Annotated in this window: 23 protein-coding genes; 10 read left to right on the forward strand and 13 right to left on the reverse strand. The window is 67.9% G+C overall.

Annotated elements, in window-relative coordinates:
- Window positions 1-59: 59 nt before the first annotated feature.
- From L5G32_RS14020 to L5G32_RS14030, 3 genes are all read right to left on the reverse strand, one after another.
- Window positions 60-1,091: a 6-phosphofructokinase gene (locus L5G32_RS14020; protein ID WP_237011682.1), complete on the reverse strand. Its 1,032-nt coding sequence runs from the start codon at window positions 1,089-1,091 to the stop codon at window positions 60-62.
- A gap of 83 nt (window positions 1,092-1,174) precedes the next feature.
- A complete protein-coding gene (locus tag L5G32_RS14025) occupies window positions 1,175-1,816 on the reverse strand; it encodes a response regulator (RefSeq protein ID WP_237011683.1) in 642 nt (213 codons plus the stop codon).
- A 10-nt stretch (window positions 1,817-1,826) separates the two neighbouring features.
- Window positions 1,827-3,068, reverse strand: a complete 1,242-nt coding sequence (locus tag L5G32_RS14030) for a sensor histidine kinase (RefSeq protein ID WP_237011684.1) — start codon at window positions 3,066-3,068, stop codon at window positions 1,827-1,829.
- Between the two features lie 166 nt (window positions 3,069-3,234).
- Here L5G32_RS14030 and L5G32_RS14035 point away from each other — a divergent pair, with 166 nt between their 5' ends.
- Together L5G32_RS14035 and L5G32_RS14040 are read left to right on the forward strand one after the other, a co-directional pair.
- Window positions 3,235-3,855 carry a hypothetical protein gene (locus tag L5G32_RS14035; protein WP_237011685.1) on the forward strand — a complete coding sequence of 207 codons (621 nt, stop codon included), beginning with the start codon at window positions 3,235-3,237 and terminating at the stop codon, window positions 3,853-3,855.
- Window positions 3,852-5,057 (forward strand): alpha/beta-hydrolase family protein, encoded by a 1,206-nt coding sequence (locus L5G32_RS14040; RefSeq protein WP_237011686.1) that lies wholly within the window; start codon window positions 3,852-3,854, stop codon window positions 5,055-5,057. The genes L5G32_RS14035 and L5G32_RS14040 overlap by 4 nt, the downstream gene beginning before the upstream one ends.
- Here the strand turns inward: L5G32_RS14040 and gatA are convergent.
- Together gatA and gatC are read right to left on the reverse strand one after the other, a co-directional pair.
- Entirely contained in the window at window positions 5,027-6,526 is a 1,500-nt protein-coding gene (gene gatA / locus L5G32_RS14045; RefSeq protein WP_237011687.1) for an Asp-tRNA(Asn)/Glu-tRNA(Gln) amidotransferase subunit GatA, read from the reverse strand. The genes L5G32_RS14040 and gatA overlap by 31 nt on opposite strands.
- Window positions 6,527-6,850: an Asp-tRNA(Asn)/Glu-tRNA(Gln) amidotransferase subunit GatC gene (gatC, locus tag L5G32_RS14050; protein ID WP_237011688.1), complete on the reverse strand. Its 324-nt coding sequence runs from the start codon at window positions 6,848-6,850 to the stop codon at window positions 6,527-6,529. It lies immediately after the preceding gene.
- Between the two features lie 187 nt (window positions 6,851-7,037).
- On the opposite strand from gatC, the gene L5G32_RS14055 reads away from it, so the two are divergent.
- Together L5G32_RS14055 and L5G32_RS14060 are read left to right on the forward strand one after the other, a co-directional pair.
- Window positions 7,038-7,415 carry a YbjQ family protein gene (locus tag L5G32_RS14055; RefSeq protein WP_237011689.1) on the forward strand — a complete coding sequence of 126 codons (378 nt, stop codon included), beginning with the start codon at window positions 7,038-7,040 and terminating at the stop codon, window positions 7,413-7,415.
- 6 nt (window positions 7,416-7,421) lie between these two features.
- Complete coding sequence (locus L5G32_RS14060) at window positions 7,422-8,072, forward strand: ACT domain-containing protein (protein ID WP_237011690.1); 651 nt, start codon at window positions 7,422-7,424, stop codon at window positions 8,070-8,072.
- A 28-nt stretch (window positions 8,073-8,100) separates the two neighbouring features.
- Here L5G32_RS14060 and ligA read toward each other — a convergent pair whose 3' ends face one another.
- Window positions 8,101-10,215: an NAD-dependent DNA ligase LigA gene (ligA, locus tag L5G32_RS14065; RefSeq protein WP_237011691.1), complete on the reverse strand. Its 2,115-nt coding sequence runs from the start codon at window positions 10,213-10,215 to the stop codon at window positions 8,101-8,103.
- Window positions 10,216-10,260: 45 nt separating this feature from the next.
- Here ligA and L5G32_RS14070 point away from each other — a divergent pair, with 45 nt between their 5' ends.
- The gene (locus tag L5G32_RS14070; protein WP_237011692.1) at window positions 10,261-10,647 is read left to right on the forward strand and encodes an MmcQ/YjbR family DNA-binding protein; all 387 of its coding nucleotides are present in this window, start codon (window positions 10,261-10,263) and stop codon (window positions 10,645-10,647) included.
- 292 nt (window positions 10,648-10,939) lie between these two features.
- On the opposite strand, the gene L5G32_RS14075 is transcribed toward L5G32_RS14070, so the two are convergent.
- The 4 genes from L5G32_RS14075 to L5G32_RS14090 form a co-directional block, all read right to left on the reverse strand.
- Window positions 10,940-11,965: a uroporphyrinogen decarboxylase/cobalamine-independent methonine synthase family protein gene (locus L5G32_RS14075; RefSeq protein ID WP_237011693.1), complete on the reverse strand. Its 1,026-nt coding sequence runs from the start codon at window positions 11,963-11,965 to the stop codon at window positions 10,940-10,942.
- On the reverse strand, window positions 11,962-13,065 hold the full coding sequence (gene mnmA, locus L5G32_RS14080; RefSeq protein WP_237011694.1) for a tRNA 2-thiouridine(34) synthase MnmA: 1,104 nt from the start codon (window positions 13,063-13,065) through the stop codon (window positions 11,962-11,964). The genes L5G32_RS14075 and mnmA overlap by 4 nt, the downstream gene beginning before the upstream one ends.
- The gene (locus tag L5G32_RS14085; RefSeq protein ID WP_237011695.1) at window positions 13,065-14,288 is read right to left on the reverse strand and encodes a cysteine desulfurase family protein; all 1,224 of its coding nucleotides are present in this window, start codon (window positions 14,286-14,288) and stop codon (window positions 13,065-13,067) included. Before L5G32_RS14085 ends, mnmA begins: the two co-directional genes overlap by 1 nt.
- Window positions 14,289-14,384: 96 nt before the next feature.
- A complete protein-coding gene (locus L5G32_RS14090) occupies window positions 14,385-15,149 on the reverse strand; it encodes a lysophospholipid acyltransferase family protein (protein WP_237011696.1) in 765 nt (254 codons plus the stop codon).
- Between L5G32_RS14090 and L5G32_RS19265 the strand changes: the two genes are divergently transcribed.
- The gene (locus L5G32_RS19265; RefSeq protein WP_265739025.1) at window positions 15,136-15,258 is read left to right on the forward strand and encodes a hypothetical protein; all 123 of its coding nucleotides are present in this window, start codon (window positions 15,136-15,138) and stop codon (window positions 15,256-15,258) included. The genes L5G32_RS14090 and L5G32_RS19265 overlap by 14 nt on opposite strands.
- On the opposite strand, the gene L5G32_RS14095 is transcribed toward L5G32_RS19265, so the two are convergent.
- From L5G32_RS14095 to L5G32_RS14105, 3 genes are all read right to left on the reverse strand, one after another.
- Entirely contained in the window at window positions 15,242-16,048 is an 807-nt protein-coding gene (locus L5G32_RS14095) for a GNAT family N-acetyltransferase (protein ID WP_237011697.1), read from the reverse strand. The two genes, L5G32_RS19265 and L5G32_RS14095, sit on opposite strands and share 17 nt — an antisense overlap.
- Window positions 16,049-16,213: 165 nt before the next feature.
- Window positions 16,214-17,170: an electron transfer flavoprotein subunit alpha/FixB family protein gene (locus L5G32_RS14100; RefSeq protein ID WP_237011698.1), complete on the reverse strand. Its 957-nt coding sequence runs from the start codon at window positions 17,168-17,170 to the stop codon at window positions 16,214-16,216.
- 48 nt (window positions 17,171-17,218) lie between these two features.
- Window positions 17,219-18,004 carry an electron transfer flavoprotein subunit beta/FixA family protein gene (locus L5G32_RS14105; RefSeq protein WP_237011699.1) on the reverse strand — a complete coding sequence of 262 codons (786 nt, stop codon included), beginning with the start codon at window positions 18,002-18,004 and terminating at the stop codon, window positions 17,219-17,221.
- A 215-nt stretch (window positions 18,005-18,219) separates the two neighbouring features.
- Here L5G32_RS14105 and L5G32_RS14110 point away from each other — a divergent pair, with 215 nt between their 5' ends.
- The 4 genes from L5G32_RS14110 to L5G32_RS14125 all read left to right on the forward strand — a co-directional run bounded on the left by L5G32_RS14110 (window position 18,220) and on the right by L5G32_RS14125 (window position 22,475).
- Window positions 18,220-18,987 (forward strand): class I SAM-dependent methyltransferase, encoded by a 768-nt coding sequence (locus L5G32_RS14110; RefSeq protein ID WP_237011700.1) that lies wholly within the window; start codon window positions 18,220-18,222, stop codon window positions 18,985-18,987.
- 14 nt (window positions 18,988-19,001) lie between these two features.
- Complete coding sequence (locus L5G32_RS14115) at window positions 19,002-20,522, forward strand: 1,4-alpha-glucan branching protein domain-containing protein (RefSeq protein ID WP_237011701.1); 1,521 nt, start codon at window positions 19,002-19,004, stop codon at window positions 20,520-20,522.
- A 29-nt stretch (window positions 20,523-20,551) separates the two neighbouring features.
- Window positions 20,552-21,796, forward strand: a complete 1,245-nt coding sequence (locus L5G32_RS14120) for a glycosyltransferase family 4 protein (RefSeq protein WP_237011846.1) — start codon at window positions 20,552-20,554, stop codon at window positions 21,794-21,796.
- 157 nt (window positions 21,797-21,953) lie between these two features.
- Window positions 21,954-22,475, forward strand: coding sequence for an alternate-type signal peptide domain-containing protein (locus L5G32_RS14125; RefSeq protein ID WP_237011702.1), 522 nt, complete (start codon window positions 21,954-21,956; stop codon window positions 22,473-22,475).
- Window positions 22,476-22,499 lie beyond the last annotated feature (24 nt).

The raw sequence follows: 22,499 nt of genomic DNA on the forward strand, positions 1-22,499 counted from the left end.
GGGTCTCGACTCCGCTCGACCAACGTGGACTCCGCTCGACCAACGGGGAGGGCCGGGGGTTAGCCGAAGATGGCTCGTGCGCCTCGGTAGTGGTCGAGGGGGACGTTCTTGGTGTGGCCGACGGCGTCGGCGAAGGGGACGCGGACGATGTCCATCCCCTGCAGCGCGACCATCTGGCCCCAGGCCTCGTCGGCGACGAGATCGCTGACGGCCTGCCCGAACCTGGTGCCGAGCACCCGGTCCCAGGCGGAGGGGACGCCGCCGCGCTGAATGTGACCGAGGACCGTCGCTCTAGTCTCGATCCCGGTCTTCTCCTCGATGAGCGGTGCGAGGATCTCGGCGATCCCGCCCAGTCGCGGACGATTGAACCCGTCGAGTCCCTTGTCTGAGTACGCCTCGTCCATCTCCGGCAGCGTGAACCCCTCGGCGACCACCACCATCGGCGACCGACCGCGGTCGCGGACACTCTCCACCCACTCGCAGACCTGTTCGAGGCTCTCCGGGTGCTCGGGAATCAGAATGGCGTGGGCGCCGCCCGCCGTCCCGGCATACATCGCGATCCAGCCAGCGTGTCGGCCCATCACCTCCAACACCATGCAGCGTTGGTGCGAGTTGCCGGTGGTGCGGAGTCGGTCGACGGCCTCGGTCGCGATCTCGACAGCCGTGTTGAAACCGAACGTGTAATCCGTGGCGACGAGATCGTTGTCGATGGTCTTGGGCACGCCGACGATCGGGACCCCGTCTTCCAGAAGCCGGTTTGCGGCGGCCATCGTCCCGTCGCCGCCGATCGCGATCACTCCGTCGATCTCCAGCCGCTTCATGTGCGCCAGGATGTTCTCCGGGGTGCCGTCCGGTTCGGTGTACGGTCCGAACCGGCTGGTGCCGAGAATCGTGCCGCCCTGCTGCGAGATCCCGCGGACCACACTGCGTTCGAGGGGCATCACGTCGCCGTAGACGAGACCGCGGTAGCCGCCTCGGTAACCGACGAACTCCTGCCCGTGCACCATCTCGCCCTGCAGGACGGTCCCGCGGATCACCGCGTTGAGGCCCGGGCAGTCGCCGCCTGAGGTCAGAATCCCGAAACGCGCCATATCGCCCTCACTGTCGTTCTCGCCCTCACCGAAACATCCGACTCCATGACAGCACGAGATTCCGGTTCAGGTGCGCCCAGACGCTATTTGAGTCCGTTCTCGTACGCGAAGACGACAGCCTGCGCGCGATCCCGCAGACCGAGCTTGGCGAGCACATTGCTGACGTGTGTCTTGACGGTCTGCTCGGACACGAACAGTGCGGCCGCGATCTCCGCGTTCGACTTGCCGTCGGCGACCGTCTCGAGCACCTCGCGCTCGCGCGGCGTCAATACGTTGACCGCCGGCGACGCAGTCTTGACCGTCCTGGACGTGACGTCGGCGATCAACCGCTTCGTCACCGACGGAGCGAGGAGCGCGTCGCCGGCTGCGACGACGCGGACCGCGCGGACCAGTTCGTCGGCGGGCGCGTCCTTGAGCATGAAGCCGGACGCGCCGATCCGCAGCGCCGAGTACACATAGTCGTCGATGTCGAAGGTAGTCAGCATGAGGACGCGGGTCGACGAGCCGCTCGAAATGATCTGCTGTGCAGCCCACAACCCGTCGCGGCGCGGCATCCGGACGTCCATCAGGACGACATCGGGTTGCAGTCGTTTGCAGACCTCGACGGCGGCGATCCCGTCCTCGGCGTCGCCGAGCACCGACACCCCGTCGGCCGCATCGAGCAGCGCAGCGAAACCGGCACGCACCATCGCCTGGTCGTCGGCGATCACCACGGTCACACTCACCCGTGCAACCCTAGCGGCGTCGCAGCGGGACGGTCGCGGTGACCGCGAACCCACCGGTCGCCGTCGGCTGCGCCGTCACCGTTCCGCCGACTGCGGACGCGCGTTCGGTCATCCCGACGAGGCCGTGACCGCCCCCGGGCTGCCGCACGTGGCCGGGGTCCGCAGGCGGACCGTTGACGATCGACACGACGGCCTCGTCACCCGCGTCCACCATCCGCACGACGACGCTCGATCCGGGCGCGTGTCGGGCGGCGTTGGTGAGCGACTCTTGAACGATCCGGTAGACGGCGGTTCCGGCCGCGCCCGGTTCGCCCCAGTCCGCGACACGGTCGGCGTATTCGACGCCGACTCCGGCTGCGCGGACCTGGCCGATGAGCTCGGGCAGATCGGCGATGCCCTGCACCGGTCGGGTCGACGGCGCATCGGCGGGCCGGAGGACGCCGAGGAGTGCTCGCACCTCGTCGAGCGACTGCCGGGCGGCGTCGGCGATCGCGGTGAACTCCGCTTCGGTGGCCGCCCCGACTGTCTCCGGTTCGTCGCCTGCGGCCAACCGGTATTTCGCGGTCTGGGACATGACGACGACCATCGACATTCGGTGCGCGACCACGTCGTGCAGTTCCCGCGCGATCCGCGTCCGTTCGGCGAGGACCGCTTCCCTGGCCTGCGCAGTCTCGGTCTCGATGGCCTGCTCTTCGATCTGCCTCTGCGACGACAGGCGGTAGCGGACGAACGCCACTCCGATCGTCGCCAGCACGAGCGCGAAGATCCAGCCGAGTCTCGCTCCCGGAACGACGCCGATCACGAGGGCGCCCGCAGTGATCGCCGCGACGAGCGGCAGTCTCGACAACGGTTGCGTGATCAACGCTGCGACCGTCATCGCGAACAGCACGAGGAACATGGGGATCGGCATCGGGAAGTCGATCCCCGGATGCGGGACGAAGCTCGCAACCGATCCCGTGATCACCACCGTCGCCCACCCGGCGCGAACTGCCGCCGGCCCGGCGAAGATCAACGCGATCGGTACGGACGCGGCCACCGCGAAGAACGGCAGGAGGTAGGCGGGCATCGGGTGGCTCATCGCCAGATTCGGCCAGGTGACGGCGACCATGGTCACCGCGCCGACCAGGGCGAGCCAGTTCCACCCGCTGCCGAGGTAGCGACGGAGCGCCGGGTCGGGCACCGCGTCGAAGGAGAACGCATCGAAGGAGATGCGCCGCACGCGGGCCAAGGGTTTGAGGGACGGTCTCTTCACGTTGTCGACGGTAGGGTGGACGACGGCGTGGACGCCTCCCCCACAGGATGGAGATCGTTCCGGTACTGACGGGTGACGGCATCGTCACAGACCACCGAGAGGTAGGGGGCGGTAATCGTTTCTGCGGGCGATCCCGATGGGTGTCGCCGGTTGCGACGGTAAGTCCATGACCACGAAAACCGCTTCGACCACCCTACTTCGCCGTGCCGTCCGACGTCTCGGCGTCGGCCTGGCCATCGCCTTCCTGGCCCTCCTCGTCCTCGGTGGCGCAGGCGTCGCATCAGTCGTCGCCGCATCACCTCCGCGGGTCGGCCCGATCGCGAACGACGTCGATCGCGATATCGCCGATCTCGTCGGCACCTCCCCCGAGGACGCGCTCACCCACCTGCCTGCCGGATTCGAGTCGGCGATGGGATACCGACCGGTGCTGCAGGACTCTCGACCGGTCAACCCGGCGGGGTCGTGCTCGTCACCGGTCTCGCTGCCTACGAGCTTCGAGCCTGCATGCCGCGCCCACGATTTCGGCTACGACCTGCTCCGATTCGGTACTAAGACCGGCCATCCGGCGTCGCCCTGGGCACGCCGCGCGCTCGACGCGATGCTCGTCGACGCCATGCACGATTCATGCACAGATCCCCTGTGCGAAGCCGCTGCCACCGTCGCCGACGGTGGTCTCACTGTCAACTCATGGCGCCAGCAGTGGCGAGCGCCGGAACGTGAGTCGACCTCCGACCTTCTTTCGACCGCGACGTTGCGCGTGGTCGAGTCGGTCGGAACCAAGCCGTGAGCCGCCACGTTCATCCCGCGGTCGTCGTCGGCGGCGTTCTCGGATGGGCGGTGACCCTGTCACCGGGCCAACTGCCACGACCAGCACTGCTCCTCGCCGTCGTCGGCACCGTGCTCGCACTGGTCGGCATGGGAATCGGCAGGCTCGTCGCGGCCCTCGCACCGGGCCGTCGTGCGAGCCGGGAGTTCCTCACCGGAACAGCCGTCGCCGCCTGCGGACTCCTCATCGGCGCCCTGTGGTGGCAGACCCAGACGTCGGCAGACGTCGCCGCGTCGCCTCCGGGGATCGGGTGGGCCGCCACAATCGGCGGCGTCCCACTACTCGTCGCCTGCGCGGTGGTCTTCGTGCCCGCGCGGTGGTGGACGGTCGGCGCCCTGGTCGCCGCCTTCACCGCTGCGTTCATGGTGGGGCCGACGGCCCAGGCGAACGCCGCCCCGAACGTCCCCGATGATCCGAAGCTCTCGTACTCGCTTCTCAGTCCGAAGACACTCGACACGCGTGCTCACGAGCTCGTCGACGAGTGGGTCGCCTCGGACGGACTCGACCAGGACGCCGTCGTGATCGCGGTTCCGACCGGGTCCGGATGGATCGACTCCACAGCACTCGACGGATTCGCCCGACGCTTCGACGGATCGATCCGCTTTCTCGCGATGCAGTACTCCGACGTTCCGTCCTGGCAGGCCTATGTCCGATCCCCCGAAAGCGCAGGCCAGAGCGCCATCGCCATTCTTCGGGCACTCGACGGACGGTCGGCGTCCACACCCACTCCGCCCCCGGTGTACCTCTACGGGCAGAGCCTCGGCGCGATCGGAGCCGATACCGCTCGGGCGTGGGCGGTACGCAACGGCGTCGACGTCGCCGGAACCGTCCTGTCCGGGGCTCCTGCCGGAAGCGTCGAATCACTGCCCGACTGTGCACCCCGAGTCAGCATCGCGAACGCCACCGACCCCGTCGCCGACTTCCAGACGTCGCTGCTGTGGCGACCGCCGCACCACGCGGACGGCACCCAGACCGTCGGAGCGAGACCGTCGGTGCGAGCGCCGTGGACGCCTGTGGCGTCGTTCATCGGGACCGCGCTCGACCTGGCCGTCTCCTTGGACGGCCCGGTCGGCAGCGGACACCACTACGGCGTCGAACAGGGCCTATCGGTCGCCGAGATGCCGTCAGGCTGTCAGGCGATCGGGCCGCGAGCGGCCTCGTAGGCCGCGCCGACCCGGTACAGGCGGTCGTCGGCGAGAGCCGGAGCCATGATCTGCAGACCGACCGGCAGGACCGATCCCCCGTCGCTCGCGGTGCCCGACGGCACCGACATGGCTGCGGTTCCGGCGAGGTTCACCGGCAGCGTGCACAGGTCGAACAGGTACATGGCCAGCGGATCGTCGACCTTCTCACCGAGCTTGAACGCGGTGGTCGGCGTCGTCGGCGAGATCAGGACGTCGACGTCCTGGTACGCCTTCGCGAAGTCCTGGGCGATCAGCGTTCGGACCTTCTGCGCTTGACCGTAGTAGGCGTCGTAGTAGCCGGAGCTGAGTGCGTACGTGCCGATCATGATGCGGCGCTTGACCTCTGGCCCGAACCCGGCAGCGCGGGTGAGTGCCATGACCTCGTCTGCACTGTGCGTGCCGTCGTCACCGACGCGCAAGCCGTACCGCATCGCGTCGAACCGTGCGAGGTTGCTGGACACCTCGGACGGCAGGATCAGGTAGTAGGCGCCGAGCGCGTACGAGAAGCTCGGGCAGTCGACCTCGACGATCGTCGCGCCGAGCGAAGTGAGTGTCTCGCAGGCCTTCTGGAACGATTCGAGCACACCGGCCTGGTAGCCGTCGCCCTGCAACTGCTTGACGACGCCGATGCGGACACCGGTCAGATCCTTGTTCGCACCCTCGCGTGCCGCCCCGACGACGTCCGGGATCGGTGCGTCGATCGACGTCGAGTCGCGCGGGTCGTGCCCGGCGATCACCTCGTGCAGGAGGGCCGTGTCGAGCACCGTACGACCACACGGACCGCCCTGGTCCAACGACGATGCGCACGCGACGAGTCCGTACCGCGACACGGTGCCGTACGTGGGCTTCACGCCGACCGTCGCGGTGACGGCGGCGGGCTGGCGGATCGAGCCGCCGGTGTCGGTGCCGATCGCCAGCGGAGCCTGGTGGGAGGCGAGCGCTGCCGCGCTGCCGCCGCCCGAACCGCCCGGGATGCGCTCGACGTCCCACGGGTTGCGGGTCACCTGGTAGGCGGAGTTCTCGGTCGAACTGCCCATCGCGAACTCGTCCATGTTGGTCTTGCCGAGGATCGGGATGCCCGCCTCGCGCAGACGTCGCGTGAGCGTCGCGTCGTACGGCGACACCCAGCCTTCGAGGATCTTGGAGCCGCACGTCGTCGGAGCGTCGGTCGTCGTGAAGACGTCTTTCAACGCGATCGGGACGCCGGTGAGAGCACTCGGTGCCTGGCCTGCAGCGATCGTCTCGTCGGCTGCGCGGGCGGCGTCGAGAGCCTCGGTTGCTCCGACGTGCAGGAACGCACCGAGTCGGTCGTCGATCTCGGCGATCCGGTCCAGATGCGCTTGCGTCACCTCGACGGACGACAATTCACGGGACGCGATCTTGGCGGCCAGATCGGCAGCCGACAGCCCGGTGATCTCGCCCGCGGCGCGGGTACTGGTCTCGGTCACTTATTCCTCCCCGAGGATCTGCGGTACGGCGAAACGGTCTTGTTCGACGGCAGGCGCCCCCGACAGCGCCTGATCCGGCGTGAGGCCGGGCACGACGGAGTCCGGGCGCAGAACGTTCTGCAGGTCGGCCGGGTGAGCGGTCGGCGGGACGTCGTCGGCTGCCACTTCGGCGACCTGGGCGACGTGGGTCAGGATGGAGTCGAGTTGACCCGCGTACTGGTCGAGTTCGTCATCGGTCAGCGCGAGGCGCGACAGCCGGGCAAGGTGTGCGACCTCGTCACGGCTGATCGCCGGTGACGTTGCGGACTCCGATTCGGTGGGCATCGCGAATGACCCTTTCTCGCCTGCGGGATGGACTGCCTCAAGGGTATGCGAGACGCGCGCCGATGCCGCAGTCGCCTCCGCTTGATCCCCCGACTCGGCCGGTTTCATTGCCGAGCCGGTCGGTGCGATGGCGATCGGCGTGCTTTCTCGGTGGCCTCGACGGCGCGTGCGAAGTAGCGTGATGGACATGATCATCGTCACCACCAACGAACTTCCCGGTTACCGGATCGAGCACGTGTTCGGCGAGTGCTTCGGCCTCACGGTGCGGTCGCGCCATATCGGGTCGAACATCGGTGCGGGTCTGAAGTCCTTGGCCGGTGGCGAGTTGCGCGGCATCACGCAGTTGCTGCACGAGTGCCGTCAGGAAGCGTTGAGCCGGTTGGCGACCGAGGCTCAGGGACGCGGGGCGAACGCTGTCCTCGCGTTCCGTTTCGAGACCACCGAGTACGCGGGCGGCGGCGGTGTCGAGGTCTGCGCGTATGGGACTGCGGTCGGCGTCAGCGCGGTGGCGGGCGGACCGCCGGTGCCGAACCAGCCGATCCCTCAGCCCGCTCCTCAGCAGTAGACGGCGGTGTCGTACTTACTCCGCCTCCGCCTCTCCGACCGACCCGGCAGCCTCGGCATGCTCGCGGTCGAGTTGGGCGCGGTCGGCGCAGACATCAGGTCCCTGGAAGTGATCGAGCGCGGCGACGGCTACGCGATCGACGACATCGTCGTCGAACTCCCGTCGACGTCGCTGCCCGACACCTTGATCACCGCGGCGCAGAACGTGCACGATGTGCGCGTCGAGTCGCTGCGCCCGTTCTCTGATGTGCTCGACACACACCTGGAACTCGAATTGATCGACGTGGTCGCCGCGGCGGGCTCCGACCGGCTGCAGGTCCTCGTCGATCACTCGCCCCGAGTGCTTCGCGCCTCGTGGGCGATGGTCGTCGCCAAGCCCGGCACCGATGTGTTGAGGTTGTTCGCGAGTTCGGGTGCGCCCGAGACGCCCTTGGAGCGCGCCGACTGGTTGCCGCTGGAGTCCGCCCAGGGATTCGCCTCCGACAACGACTGGGTTCCCGACGTCTGGCGCGACATGGACACGACGCTGGCCGCGGCCCCGCTCGGCGACGGCGCCAAAGCATTGCTGCTCGGCCGTACCGGTGGCCCCGAGTTCCGGCCGTCCGAGGTCGCGCGGCTCGGCTACCTCACCGGAATCATCTCGACTGTCATCCCGTAGACCTGAGAGGTCAGTCCTGTCCGCCTGACTAATCCTCTTCTGGCTGATCCTCGCTGTCCGAGCTCTCCCCCGGCGCACGGCCGGTCTCGAGCAGGACTTTGAACGCGTCCTCTTCGAGGATCATCACGCCCAACTGCTCGGCCTTGGCGGCCTTGCTGCCGGGCGAGTCGCCGACGACGACGTAGTCCGTCTTCTTCGACACCGAGCCCGAGGCCTTGCCGCCGCGGGAGATGATGGCCTCCTTCGCGCCGTCGCGGCTGAAGTCGACGAGCGATCCGGTCACGACCAGCGTCTTGCCTTCCAGGGTGCGCTCGATCGACTCGTCGCGCTCGTCGGCCATCGAGACTCCTGCGGCACGCCATTTGGCGACGATGTCGCGATGCCAGTCGACGGTGAACCAGTCGTGGACGCTCTGCGCGCGTGTCGGACCGAGTCCGTCGACGTTAGCGAGTTCTTCGACGGACGCATTCGCTATCCGCTCGAGCGAACCGAACTCGGTGGCGAGAGCACGCGACGGCGTCGGGCCGCAGTGTCGGATCGACAATGCGACGAGGACACGCCACAGCGGAACCTCCTTGGCCTTGTCGAGGTTCTCCAGGAATCGCCTGCCGTTGGCGGAGAGCGCTCCGCCCTTGGTCGTGTACAGACCCGTCTTGCGGAGATCGTCCTCGGACAACGAGAACAGATCACCCTCGTCGGTGAGGACACCGCTGGACAGAAGCGCTTGTGCCCCTTCGTAACCGAGCGCTTCGATGTCGAACGCTCCGCGACCGGCGAGGTAGAACAGGCGTTCCCGGAGTTGTCCGGGGCACGTCCGCTGGTTGGGGCACCGGATGTCCTTGTCGCCCTCCCTCGCCGGAGCCAACTCGGTCCCGCATTCGGGACAGTTCACCGGCATGACGAATGCCCGTTCACTGCCGTCTCGGAGGTCGGCGACGGGGCCGAGGACCTCGGGGATGACGTCGCCGGCCTTGCGGATCGTGATCGTGTCACCGATCAGGACACCCTTGCGCTCCACCTCGAAGGGGTTGTGGAGGGTCGCACGGGACACCGTGGATCCGGCGACCGTCACCGGCTCCATCTGCGCCCACGGGGTGACGCGACCGGTGCGTCCCACGCCGACCATGATGTCGAGCAGTTTGGTCGTGACTTCTTCGGGCGGGTACTTGTACGCGATCGCCCAGCGGGGAGCGCGCGACGTCGCACCGAGACGGCGTTGCAGCGTGACATCGTCGACTTTGACGACCAGTCCGTCGATCTCGTGGTCGAGGTCGGGTGAGTGCCGGTTCTCGCCCCAGTACGTGACGGCGGCGAGCACGTCGTCGGCGCCTACCGCCTTCCGCGTGTGCTTCGAGACGGGCAGCCCCCAGTCGGCGAGCGCCAGGTAGGCATCGTGCAGGGAGTCGGGCCGCCAGCCGTCGATCCGACCTATGCCGTGACAGATCATCCGAAGATTGCGTTTGGCAGTGACCTGCGGGTTCTTCTGGCGGAGCGAACCGGCCGCCGAATTGCGCGGGTTGGCGAACGGAGCCTTGCCGTCTGCGACGAGCGACGCGTTGAGCGTCGCGAAGTCTTCGAGGCGGAAGTAGACCTCGCCGCGGACTTCGAGCAGGTCGGGAACCGGATAGTCCGGGGTCGGGCTGAGCTCGTGCGGAACGCCGACGATGGTCCGAGCGTTGAGGGTGACGTCCTCGCCGGTCCGACCGTCGCCCCGCGTCACACCGCGCACGAGGACGCCGTTCTCATAGACGAGTGACAGTGCGACGCCGTCGATCTTCAGCTCGCAGAGGAACTCGATGCCCTGTTCGGCTTCGGACTCGGTACGCGACACCCAGGTGCGCATCTCGTCGGAGTCGAAGACGTTGTCGAGTGACATCATCCGCTCGAGGTGATCGACCGACGTGAAGTCGGTCGAGAATCCCCCGCCGACGAGTTTGGTCGGCGAGTCGGCGACTGCGAGCGCCGGATGCTCGGCTTCCAGCGCCAGCAGACGCTGAAACAGTTCGTCGAACTCGCCGTCGGTGATGACCGGCGAATCTTGCACGTAGTAACGGAACTGGTGACCGCGTACCTCCTCGGCGAGCTCGGCCCATTGCCGTGCGGCGTCGTCGGAATCTGTGTCTCGCGTCTGCGGATCAGTCACGCGTTCAGGTTAACGCAGGCCTACGACACCGGTTACCCTGGCGGAATGGGGCACCCAATCATGTTCGACGACGCCGATCCGATCCTCGTGCAGGTCCGCAGCCGAGCTCTCGCGCTCCCCGAGGCGACGGAGAAGGTCGCGCACGGTCGGCCGACGTTCCGGTGCGGCAAGATGTTCGCGATGTACGGCGGAGCGCGGAAGGGCGAGACCCGGGTCCGCCTGGACAACGCTCTCCTGTTCATCCCGGACCCCGGTGAACGCGAAGCCCTCGTCCAAGACGGCAGGTTCTTCGTGCCCGCTTATGTGGGCGCCTACGGCTGGCTCGGCATCGATCTCGCCGACGACCGTGACTGGGCTGAAGTCACCGAACTGCTGGACGCGTCGTTCCGCCAAATCGCCCCCAAACGTGCGATCGCAGTGTTGGACGGCTGACCGCGCGGTCGCCGACTTGCGCCACGGGCTTCGACTCGCTTCGCTCGCTCAACCAACTACAAGCAGCGCGACTTGAGCGCTTTCCCTGCTGATCGAGCGTCCCCCTGCCGATCGAGCGTTTTCCCTGCCGGTCGAGCGTTTTCCCTGCCGGTCGAGCGTTTTCCCTGCCGGTCGAGCGTTTTCCCTGCCGGGGGGGGGGGGGGGGGGCCCCCCCCCCCCCCCCCCCCGCCCCCCGGCCGCGGGGGGCGCCCCCCCGGCCGGGGGGGGAGAAGAGGCTCGACCAGCGGCAGGTCTACAGGGCGTCCGGGTCTTGAGCCAGGAGCTCGGCCGACTCGGCAGCGAGGCGCAGTGCTGACGCGGCCCACTCCGGGGGCGCATCGGCCAGACCGGAACTCGGGGTGACGATGATGTTGTCGCGCAACACAGTTCGATCCAACCCGATCTCGTCGATGACCACGGCCATCCGCTGAGCTGTCTCCTCGGCGGTCGGAAGCACCCGCGGTCGGGACGACGGGACGACGCCGGCCAGCATGATGCCGCCGCCGTCGAGGTACTCCCCCATCGAGTCCCTGTCGGCATCCGACAGCGGACGGGCGAGGTCGACTGTCACCGCGTACGAACTCAAGAGCGGGCGCACCTGAGAATTGGGGCGGGGGCCTGCGCTGAGGATCATTGGGCGACCGATCCTCGACGCCATCTCCTCGAGTCGCTGTGCCACGAGCGATGCAGGCACCGGCCGGATCGTGTCGAGCCGGGTCAGCGGCGGCACAGTCCCGTTCACGACAGCGTCGAGGTCTGGCTCGTCCACTTGAACGACGACCCGCGCGCCGAGGCGGCGCTCCACGTCGCTGACGTGCTCAGACAGCCCGTCCGACATCGACGCGACGACGTCTCGAACAGCCCCGTGATCGCGAATCATCTTGTGCCCGCTGCGCAACTCGACCTGGGCCGCATAGCTGAACGGGCCGCACACCTGCACTTTCAGCAGGCGGCCGGTACCGATCAGCCCTTCGGTCTCCCAGTGCTCCTCCACGGCGTCGAGATCCCAGGCCAGGAAGTCGTTGGCGCGGCGCATCGCCGAACCGGGGTGCGACGTCAGCCGGTACACGTCGTGCACCATCTCGAACGGCATGTCGATCAGTACGGCGCCTGCCCGCCCGACGGGATCCGCGCCTACTCCGCGACTCGGCAACTCCGGAAGGAACGCGAAGTCCGTCTCGCCGGACACGATCCGGACGGCCTCGGTCGGGTCGGTGCCAGGCATGGGGCCCAGCCCGGTCCCCAGACCGGAGGGCATGCCCTCGGCGCGGAGACTCACCCGGCCGACTCGACGGTGTCTGCGATCCGTCCGCAGCCCAGCACCAAGTCGCCGTTCGTGTCGTCGGCCGCATACAGGACTGCGGCCTGTCCGCGGGCGACGCCGCGCAACGGTTGGCGGAGGTCGATCCGCATCGCCGGTCGGTCGTCCACCTCGATCGGTGTCGCGACCGCCGGAGCCAGTCCGCCGTGCGCACGCACCTGCACCGTGCACTCAATCGGCCCGTCCGGGGTGACGCCGCTGGTCCAGATCACCTTGGTCGCAGTCATGGCCGACACGTCCAAATCGGTGGCCGGTCCGACGGTGACCGTCCCGGACTCCGGGTCGATCCCCGTCACATAGCGCGGTGCGCCGTCGGACGCCGGAGCCTCGACGCCGAGGCCCTTGCGCTGACCGATCGTGAAACCGTGGACGCCTTCGTGGTCGGCGAGCTTCTCGCCGGTCGACGAATCGACCACCGCTCCGGGCCGCACACCGATTCGTGCACCGAGGAACGCACGGGTGTCGCCGGACGGGATGAAGCAGATGTCGTGCGAGTCCGGCTTGTTCGCGACGGCGAGGCCACGACGCTCGGCCTCGTCCCGGATCTGCGGCTTCGGGGTGTCGCCGATCGGGAACATCGCCCGCGACAGCTGCTGGTGGTCGAGGACTGCCAGGACGTACGACTGGTCTTTGTCCTCGTCGACCGCGCGCCGCAGTTCACCGTTCACCAGCCGCGCGTAGTGGCCGGTCGCGAGTGCGTCGAATCCGAGAGCCTCAGCGCGTTCGGCGAGCGCCGAGAACTTGATCTTCTCGTTGCACGAGAGGCACGGGTTCGGGGTCTCGCCCGCCGCATACGATGCGACGAACTCGTCGATGACGTCCTCTTTGAATCGGTCGGCGAAGTCCCACACGTAGAACGGGATGCCCAGAACGTCGGCGGCGCGACGTGCGTCGTCGGCGTCCTCGCGCGAGCAGCACCCGCGCGAGCCCGTCCGCAGCGCGCCCGGGGCCGTCGACAGCGCAAGGTGCACACCGACCACGTCGTGGCCTGCCTCCACCGCGCGTGCAGCGGCGACCGCAGAGTCGACGCCACCGCTCATCGCAGCAAGAACCCGCATTATCGTCCCCCTCCAGATCGCGCGCCCGGGGCCGACAGCATGCCTGCCGCCCGTGCACGGTCGATGACCTCGGTGATCACCTGCGCCACCGCGTCCACATCGTCGTCGTCGTTCTCGGGCGCCAAGGAGAAGCGCAGTGATCCACGCGCCGTCGCCTTGTCCAGGCCCATCGCCAGCAGTACATGGCTGGCCGCCGCCACGCCCGCGGTACACGCCGAGCCGGTCGAACACTCGACGCCCTTGGCGTCGAGCAGCATGAGGAGCGAATCGCCTTCGCAGCCCTCGAAAGAGACATGCACCAGTCCCGGCAGCGCTGCGTCGTCCCCGGCGCTCAAGGCCCCGTTGATCCGAACTCCGCCCACCGAGGTGAGTACGTGGACCAACCGGTCCCGCAGTCGAGTGAGGCGCACCGCGTCCGAGTCACGATCGGCGACGGCCCGACGCAGGGCCGCAGCCATCCCGGCTGCCGACGGCACGTCCTGAGTGCCCGAACGGATGTCGCGCTCGTGGCCGCCACCGTGCAGCAGTGGAGTGCACGCGACGTCGCGCTTGAGCACGAGAACACCCGCGCCCTGCGGTCCGCCGAACTTATGTGCGGCGACACTCATCGCCGCCAGTCCGCTCGCCGCGAAGTCGACCGGCACATGGCCGACGGCGGCGATCGCGTCCGAATGCACGGGGACCCCGTACTCGGCGCCGAGGCGCGCGACGTCGTCGATCGGCTGCACGGTGCCGACCTCGTTGTTGGCCCACATCACCGAGATCACGGCGACCGAGTCGGCGTCGGCGACGAGCAGTTCACGCAGCACGTCGACGCGCACCGCTCCCAGTTCGTCCACCGGAAGCACCACGAGTTCGGCGTCGGCGTCGTCGACCAGCCACTCGGCTGGGTCGAGGACCGCGTGATGCTCCACCGCGGACACGACGATCTTCCGCCTGCGCTCATCCGCAGCGCGCCGTGCCGAATAGATGCCCTTGACCGCGAGGTTGTCCGATTCCGTGCCGCCGGCGGTGAAGATCACTTCGGACGGACGCGCACCGAGATCCTGCGCGATCGACTCGCGCGCCTCCTCGAGCACGCGACGCGCTCGACGACCGGCTCCGTGCAGTGACGACGCATTGCCTGCATGTGCCCACGCCTGCGCCATCGCCTCGATCGCCGCAGGACCCAACAGGGTCGACGCGGCGTTGTCGAGGTAAACGGACGGGCGGGGTGTTGGCATGACGCGATCCAGGATAGCCGCGGTGATGACTACTGGAAAATCACCGCTCGACCGGCCTGGCAGCCGTCCGTCGGCGGCCGGATCGGGCCGCCGACCTCATACGCTCGACGGGGCCGAGTCCGAACGGTCGACCAGCGTGACGTCGGACTGACGCATCGGATCGATCCCGATGATCTGTTCCTCACACACCTCGGCGAGCAGACGGCGATCGGGAACAGGAAGGAGTAGATCGAAGACGGTGACCGTCACCGCGAGTTTCCGGGCGGCCACGATCCGGCTGAAGGTCGCCCCGACGGAGTCCTCGCCGATGAAGCCGACGAGCGCTGCGGGTCGACCGACCTCGGTGTAGGTCAGCCGCATCGGCACCACCGGGACCCCCGCGTCGACGGCCGCTTGGAAGAAGGCCGGGCGGAAGCGACCCGATGCACCGCCGCACCACGTGGTCCCTTCCGGGAAGACGGCGACGGTGCGCCCCCGGTCGAGGACGCCCGCCGCCCGAGCCACTCCCGGAGCCAGCCCGCCGAGGTCACCGCGCACATGCGGCAGCACGCCGAACAGTCTGGCGACGTATCCGAACCCCGCCATCTGCAGGACTTCACGTTTGGCGACGAACCGGGCGGGCGCGACCGCGGCCATCGCCACGATGTCGAGGAACGAGATGTGATTGGCGACGATCAGGGCTCCGCGAAGCCTCCTCGACTCCGCGGGACGCTGGTCGTCGACCCTCAGCCGGACGCCCATCGACGCGAGCACCAGTCGCGAACTCACGCGCCAGTAGCCGTGCCGAGATCGCCGAGGCAGCAGCAGCGTCGAGAGCCCGAGAATCAACGCGATCATCGTGAACACGATGAACGCGCTCACGCGGATCCACACCCGCAGCCGTGAGACGCGCGGCGTCGCCGGCACACAACCGGTGTCGCAGGGACTGGTCGGCACCCACTGGTTCATCGCCGTCAGTCCGCGCTCTTGAGGCGGGCCATCGCACCGCGCAGTCTGTCGACGTACCGGGCTTCGCCTCTGGTCCGGTCCAGGACGGTGAGGAAGTCACCGACGTCGAACACCTCGTCGAACGCCGGCTCGCCGCACACGCGCGAGCCGAGACGGATGTATCCGCGCAGGAGTGCGGGCAGCCGCGGTTTGTCCGGCGGGTCCAACTCGTCGAGACTCTTGCCGTCGACCTCGACCCGCAGATACGGGAACGCTTCCCAGTCGGCGCGGTACTCCTCGCGTGCCAGGTCCCGGATTCCGCGCAGTTCACGTCCGCGGCCGATCGGCGAGTCGAGCGGCACTGAGACACACCCCATCATGTACCGGTAGCCGCCGTCCTCCAGGTATCCGAGAAGGGCCGCCCACAGCATGGCCGTGACCGATCCGCTGCGGTGCCCCGGATCGACGACGGCGCGACCCATCTCGACGGTCTCCCCGCGGATCGGGTCGAGCTGGGCGAGGTCGAATTCGCCTGCCGAGTACCAGCCACCCGCCGCGATGGCGCGCGGCGGCGGCAGGACCCGAGCACAGCCGACGAGCGTGTCGGTCGGAAGGTGGCGGACCAGGAGGTGTTCGCAGTACTCGTCGAAGCGGTCGGCGTCGCGCCCGGACGCCGCGTCGCCGATCGAGTCGGAGTAGCCGGGCTCATTGTTGAACACGTCGAAGCGCAGCCGTTGTGCCGCGTCGACATCGTAGGAGTCCAGGGTGATCGACACTTCGTAGTCGCCACCGGACAGAAGCACTGTGCGCCTTGCCGAACTCATCACTGTCATGCCTGCAGTCAACGAGACGGACCGAACCAGCCGGACACGACCGCGTGACGTGTCCACACACGCGAAGTGAACAGACCGGGAAGTGACGAGACCGGGGTATCCAGAGACGAAGAAGCCCGGCCGGAGAATCTCCGGCCGGGCCTCTACGAGTCGATCAGTGCATGATCACTTGCGCTTCTTGACCGCTTCGGTCAGCTGCGGGGCGACGTTGAACAGGTCGCCGACGATGCCGAAGTCGCTGATCTCGAAGATCGGAGCCTCTTCGTCCTTGTTGATGGCGACGATCGTCTTCGAGGTCTGCATGCCTGCGCGGTGCTGGATGGCGCCCGAGATACCCAGGGCGATGTACAGCTGGGGCGAGACGGTCTTACCGGTTTGACCGACCTGGAACTGGCCCGGGTAGTAACCGGAGTCGACAGCCGCACGCGATGCGCCGACGGCCGCACCGAGCGAGTCGGCGAGGTCCTCGATGACGCTGAACTTCTCGGCCGAACCGACACCGCGGCCACCCGAGACGACGATCGACGCCTCAGTCAGCTCCGGTCGGTCGCCGCCGACGTTCGGCTCGAAGCCGGTGATCTTGACGGCGTTCTCGGCCTGCGCCGGAACCTCGACGGTGACGACCTCGCCCGCACCTGCGGCCGGCTCGGCCTCGACGCCACCCGGACGGACCGAGATGACGGGGGTGTCGCCGCCTGCGGTCGCCTCGACGGTGAACGCGCCACCGAAGATCGAGTGCAGCCCTGCGCCGCCCTCACGGACCTCGATGACGTCGGTCAGCAGGCCGGAGCCGAGACGCACGGCGAGTCGGCCCGAGACTTCCTTGCCCTCGGCGGTCGCGGCGACGAGAACGGCGCCTGCACCGGCCGACTCGGCGAGCGACGACAGAACGTCGACCTTCGGCGAGACGAGGAAGTTTGCGGCGTCGTCGGACTCCGCGACGTAGATCTTCTCGGCGCCTGCCTCGGCGAGAGCGCCGGTGACGCCTTCGCTCACGCCCGGCTTGCCGACGACGACTGCCGACGGGGTGCCCAGAGCGCGGGCGGCGGTGATGAGCTCGCTGGTGACCTTCTTCAGTCCACCGTCGGTATCCTGCTCGACGAGCACGAGTACTTCAGCCATGATTTTCTCCTGAATGTCTTTGGTAGTCGCTGGATCTGGGAGCGGGGATCAGATGATCTTCTGGCCGACCAGGTACTCCGCGACCTTGTCGCCGCCGTCGCCCTCGTCAGTGACACGCTCACCAGCGGTCTTCGCGGCCTTCGGGGTGACACCGGTGACGGTGCTGCCCGCGTTCGCGAGGCCGACGGTGTCGGCCTCGACGCCGATGTCGGCGAGCGACAGGACAGCGACTTCCTTCTTCTTCGCTGCCATGATGCCCTTGAAGGACGGGAAACGCGGCTCGTTGATCTTCTCGTTGACCGAGACGATCGCGGGCAGCTGAGCCTCGACCTGGAAGATGCCCTCGTCGGTCTCGCGCTCGCCACGCAAGGTCTCGCCCTCGAGCTCCAGCTTGCGCAGGTGCGTCAGGTGCGGGAGTTCGAGGTACTCGGCGATCATCGCCGGGACCGCGCCGACGCGACCGTCGGTCGCCTCGTTGCCCGCGATGACCATCTCGACGCCCTCGACGGTGCCGAGCGCGCTGGCGATCACGTAGGCGGTCTGGACGGCGTCAGAGCCGTGCAGCAGGTCGTCCTTGATGTGGATGGCTTTGTCGGCGCCCATCGACAACGCCTTGCGGATCGCGTCGGTGGCGCGGTCGGGACCGACAGAGAGGACGGTCACCTCGCCTTCGCCCCGCTCCTTGATCTGCAGTGCTTCCTCGACGGCGCGCTCGTTGATCTCATCGAGAACGGCGTCGGCAGCTTCGCGGTCCAGCGTGAAGTCGCCATCGGCGAGCTTTCGCTCGGACCAGGTGTCGGGAACCTGCTTGATCAGAACGACAATATTCGTCATGGGTCTGCGTCGACCTCCTGCATCGGGTTCGGCAACTTACCGGCCGGTAAGGCCCTGGGTCATATTTCACTGTAGCGGCTGCGCACCAGGCTAGAGAACGTGGCGTCCCTCATATGGGTCTCACCGACTCGGCTTCACGTGATCTTCATGCCGCCGCCGTCCTCACAAGCGGCGCGATGCGGGCGACGAGAACCCGTTCCACTACCCTCGTGCAGATGAGTGAACCGCAGGCCGCCGATCAGCTCGCCCTGACTGGCGAACGAACCGTCCCGGGAATCCCCGCCGAGAACTATTGGTTCCGGCGCCACGAGGTGGCCTACGACTACATTCTGCGACGCTGCGCGGGCCGCGACGTCCTCGAAGCAGGATCGGGCGAGGGCTACGGCGCGTCGATGATCGCGCAATCCGCCCGTTCGGTGACCTGTGTGGACTATGACGAGCAGGCCGTCGCCCACACTCGTCGCACATATCCGGAACTCGTTGTGCACCAGGGAAATCTGATCGATCTCCCGGTAGACGACAACACGGTCGACACGATCGTGAACTTCCAGGTCATCGAGCACCTCTGGGATCAGAGCGAGTTCGTTCGTGAATGCCACCGCGTGCTGCGCGGCGGCGGCGAGCTGTTCATGAGCACCCCGAACCGGATCACCTTCTCCCCCGGCCGCGACACCCCGCTCAACCCGTTCCACACCCGCGAACTGTCGGCGAGCGAGCTCACCGAACTGCTGTCCGACGACGGTTTCGACATCGTCGCGATGCTCGGTGTCCACCACGGCGAGCGGTTGAAAGAACTCGACGCCAAGTGGGGCGGATCGATCATCGACGCGCAGATCGACCGTGCGCTCGCGGGCGAGCCCTGGCCGGACGAGCTCGTCGACGACGTAGCGGGCATCACGATCGCCGACTTCGACATCCTCCGTTCCACCGACGCCGACATCGACGCCAGTCTCGATCTGTTCGCTGTCGCCGCCCGCTACTGAGTGGTGACGTCACGATGACCGACCGCGTTCCCGGCCAGTTCACCCTCGTCCTCCACTCACACCTTCCGTGGTTGCCGAACCACGGACGGTGGCCGGTCGGCGAAGAGTGGCTCTACCAGTCGTGGGCCGACAGTTACCTCCCGGTGTTCGGCGTCCTGCGTCGCCTCGCGGAGGACGGGTTCACCGATCAGCTCTCACTCGGCGTCACCCCGGTGCTCGCCGCACAGCTCGACGACCCGTACGCCGCGGCGTCGATGCACGAATGGCTCGCCGACTGGCAGCTGCGGGCAATGGAGGCCGCGACCTCGCGTGATCCCGACCGCGCCGACACCGGAACACGAGAGTTCCGTGCCGCGGCGGCGGCGCTCGCCGACTTCGAGACGCAGTGGCGGCACGGCGGGAGCCCGCAGATCCGGCCGCTCGTCTCGTCGGGCGTCATCGAATTGCTCGGCGGCCCCCTCGCCCACCCGTTCGCGCCACTCCTCGATCCCCGACTGCGGCGTCTGTCGCTGCGCGAAGGCCTCGCCGACGCCCGCCTGCGCTGGGGTTCGACACCGTCCGGCATCTGGGCGCCCGAATGCGCCTACGCGCCCGGCATGGAGACCGAGTACGCGGCGGCAGGCGTCCGCCACTTCATGGTCGACGGGCCGACCCTGCACGGCGACACCGCACTCGGACGTCCGGTCGGCGACAGCGGCGTCGTCGCCTTCGGCCGCGACCTGACGGTCAGCTACCGGGTGTGGTCGCCCAAGTCCGGTTATCCCGGCCACGCCGACTACCGCGACTTTCACACCTACGACCACGAGACCGGCTTCAAATCGGTGCGCGTCACCGGGAAGACGGTGCCGGCCGAAGCGAAGAAGACGTACGACCCGGCGCGAGTGGACGCCGCGATCGACAAGCACGTCGACGACTTCATCGACGCCGTCCGCGACCGTCTCATCTCCGAGTCCGACCGCATCGGACGCCCGGCCCTCGTCGTCGCCGCGTTCGACACCGAGTTGTACGGGCACTGGTGGCACGAAGGGCCGATCTGGCTCGAACGCCTCCTGCGGCGGCTCCCCGAAGCCGGGATCACCGTCGGCACCCTCGACACCGCGCGCCGTGACGGCTACGTCGGCGAACCCGTGGAACTCAGCGACTCGTCGTGGGGGTCGGGCAAGGACTGGCGTGTCTGGGAGGGTCCGCAGGTGCAGCATCTGGTCCAGTTGAACAGCGAGGTCACCGCGACCGCTCTGGACAGCCTCGACAAGCGTGCGTCGTCAACCGCGCCGACCGAACGCGACGAGGTATCCGACCAGATCCTCCGTGAGACCCTCATGACCGTCCAGTCCGACTGGCCGTTCATGGTGTCCAAGGACACTGCCGCCGGATACGCGGAGGACCGCGCCTACAAGCACGCGCACGCCACCCGCGAGATCAGCGCGGCAGCCGACGCGGGCCGTGACGATCAAGCACTCCGCCTCGCCCGAGGGTGGCGGAACGCCGACAATCTCTTCGGTGCGCTCGACGCCCGACGTCTGGAGGAGCGGTGAGCACCGCAACGCACGCGCAGGACCGGCCGGTGAAGGTCCTGATGGTCTCGTGGGAGTACCCGCCCGTGGTCGTCGGCGGCCTCGGCAGGCACGTCCACCATCTCGCCGAAGCACTCGCCGACCTGGGCGTCGACGTGACCGTCCTGACCCGTCGTCCATCGGGAACCGACGCGTCGACCCATCCGACGACGGACACGGTCGTGAACGGTGTGCGGGTCATCGCAGTCGCCGAGGATCCACCCGAGTTCGACTTCGGCGTCGACATGATGGCGTGGACCCTCGCGATGGGGCACGCATTCGTGCGCGCAGGACTGCGACTGCTCGGTCGGGGCTGGACGCCCGACGTGGTCCACGCTCACGACTGGCTGGTGGCACACCCGTCGGTCGCGCTCGCCGAGTTCTTCGACGTCCCGCTCGTGGCCACCCTGCACGCGACCGAAGCCGGCAGGCACAGCGGATGGGTCGCCGGGCACGTCAATCGACAGGTGCACTCTGTCGAGGCGTGGTTGGCGCGCGATGCCGACTCGCTGATCACCTGCTCGACGTCGATGTGCGACGAGGTCACCCAACTCTTCGGCCCCGACCTCGCTCCGATCACGGTGATCCACAACGGGATCGACGTCGGCGCGTGGTCGTTCGCACCCCGCGTCGAACGCACGGGCCCGCCGGAGTTGCTGTTCGCCGGCCGCCTCGAATACGAGAAGGGCGTCCAGGACCTGATCGCCGCGCTGCCGGTGATCCGCCGCGCACACCCGGGCACCACGCTGACCGTGGCCGGAGAGGGAACCCAACTCGACTGGTTGCGCGACCTGGCCCGGACGCACGACGTGACGTCCGTCGTCGATTTCGCCGGCCGGCGCGACCACCACGAACTGGTGGCACTCATGCACCGCTGCGACGCGATCGTGCTGCCCAGCCGGTACGAGCCGTTCGGGATCGTCGCTCTGGAGGCCGCGGCCACCGGCATCCCGCTGGTCACGTCGACGGTCGGCGGTCTCGGCGAGGCGGTCGCCGACGGTGAGACGGGACGCAACTTCGCCCCGTTCGATCCGGTCGGCCTCGCCGACGCGGTCTGCGACGTTCTCGACCATCCGCAGGTGGCTGCCGTACACGCCCGCCGCGCCGCCGAACGCCTGACCGAGGAGTTCACGTGGCGCGTCGTCGCCCAGCGGACGGCCGCCGTCTACCGGGCGGCGCGCATTCGGCCCGCCGTTTCGCGCCCGCGTCCGGAGATTCCGCTCCGTCCGATGCCGGATCGCGACCCGAAATCCTGACAATACGGATAAACATCCCTATGTTTTAAGAAATCACCTGTTCAGAGGACAGGTGATTTCGTGCCAGCGCGAAACGTTTCCGACGATTCCGGCGACCATCTGTGTGAGATCAACAACCACACCCCTGTGGATGTGATCCACAGCACAGGAGATCGAGATGAATCGGAAGACCAAAGGCGCGCTCGCAATCGGAGCAGGCGCCATCGTCCTACTCGGCGGCGCCGGATCGTTCGCTCTGTGGAGCGACACGGAGGACATCGCGGGCAGCAACATCACGACAGGCCAGTTCGGTCTGGATTGCGGGACCACCGGCGCGTGGACCGATGTGAGCCCCACGATGAACGGCAGTACCGTCATCACCCCGGGCACGGACCTGATGGTCCCCGGCGACATCTGGCAGTACGCAGGGACCTGCGCCGTCGCTGCAACCGGCAAGAACATGAAGGCGACGCTCGGTGTCGACCTCGGCACCGGCAACGTGCCTTCGAACAACTTCACCGTGACCACCACGGTCAACGGCACGGACTCCACCACTGCGCCGATCTCCGTCTCGAACGGTGACAACTTCCCGGTCACCGTCCGAGTCAACTTCCTGGAGAGCACACCGAATCTGCAGGACGTCGGCACAGCAGTCTCCGTCTCCGGTATGAAGGTGACGCTCAACCAAGTCCGTCCGTGATCTGAGCTGAACACAATCGACGAC

Origin of the sequence: Gordonia zhenghanii (assembly GCF_021738965.1) — a bacterium.
GTDB lineage: Bacteria > Actinomycetota > Actinomycetes > Mycobacteriales > Mycobacteriaceae > Gordonia > Gordonia zhenghanii.

What these genes read in the sequence shown, in the direction of transcription:
- L5G32_RS14020 (WP_237011682.1), bottom strand. Translation starts at nt 1,091, where the DNA reads ATGGCGCGTTTCGGGATTCTGACCTCAGGCGGCGACTGCCCGGGCCTC.
- L5G32_RS14035 (WP_237011685.1), top strand. Translation starts at nt 3,235, where the DNA reads ATGACCACGAAAACCGCTTCGACCACCCTACTTCGCCGTGCCGTCCGA.
- gatC (WP_237011688.1), bottom strand. Translation starts at nt 6,850, where the DNA reads ATGCCCACCGAATCGGAGTCCGCAACGTCACCGGCGATCAGCCGTGAC.
- L5G32_RS14055 (WP_237011689.1), top strand. Translation starts at nt 7,038, where the DNA reads ATGATCATCGTCACCACCAACGAACTTCCCGGTTACCGGATCGAGCAC.
- L5G32_RS14070 (WP_237011692.1), top strand. Translation starts at nt 10,261, where the DNA reads ATGGGGCACCCAATCATGTTCGACGACGCCGATCCGATCCTCGTGCAG.
- mnmA (WP_237011694.1), bottom strand. Translation starts at nt 13,065, where the DNA reads ATGCGGGTTCTTGCTGCGATGAGCGGTGGCGTCGACTCTGCGGTCGCC.
- L5G32_RS14085 (WP_237011695.1), bottom strand. Translation starts at nt 14,288, where the DNA reads ATGCCAACACCCCGCCCGTCCGTTTACCTCGACAACGCCGCGTCGACC.
- L5G32_RS19265 (WP_265739025.1), top strand. Translation starts at nt 15,136, where the DNA reads ATGAACGCGCTCACGCGGATCCACACCCGCAGCCGTGAGACGCGCGGC.
- L5G32_RS14095 (WP_237011697.1), bottom strand. Translation starts at nt 16,048, where the DNA reads ATGACAGTGATGAGTTCGGCAAGGCGCACAGTGCTTCTGTCCGGTGGC.
- L5G32_RS14100 (WP_237011698.1), bottom strand. Translation starts at nt 17,170, where the DNA reads ATGGCTGAAGTACTCGTGCTCGTCGAGCAGGATACCGACGGTGGACTG.
- L5G32_RS14105 (WP_237011699.1), bottom strand. Translation starts at nt 18,004, where the DNA reads ATGACGAATATTGTCGTTCTGATCAAGCAGGTTCCCGACACCTGGTCC.
- L5G32_RS14110 (WP_237011700.1), top strand. Translation starts at nt 18,220, where the DNA reads ATGAGTGAACCGCAGGCCGCCGATCAGCTCGCCCTGACTGGCGAACGA.
- L5G32_RS14115 (WP_237011701.1), top strand. Translation starts at nt 19,002, where the DNA reads ATGACCGACCGCGTTCCCGGCCAGTTCACCCTCGTCCTCCACTCACAC.
- L5G32_RS14125 (WP_237011702.1), top strand. Translation starts at nt 21,954, where the DNA reads ATGAATCGGAAGACCAAAGGCGCGCTCGCAATCGGAGCAGGCGCCATC.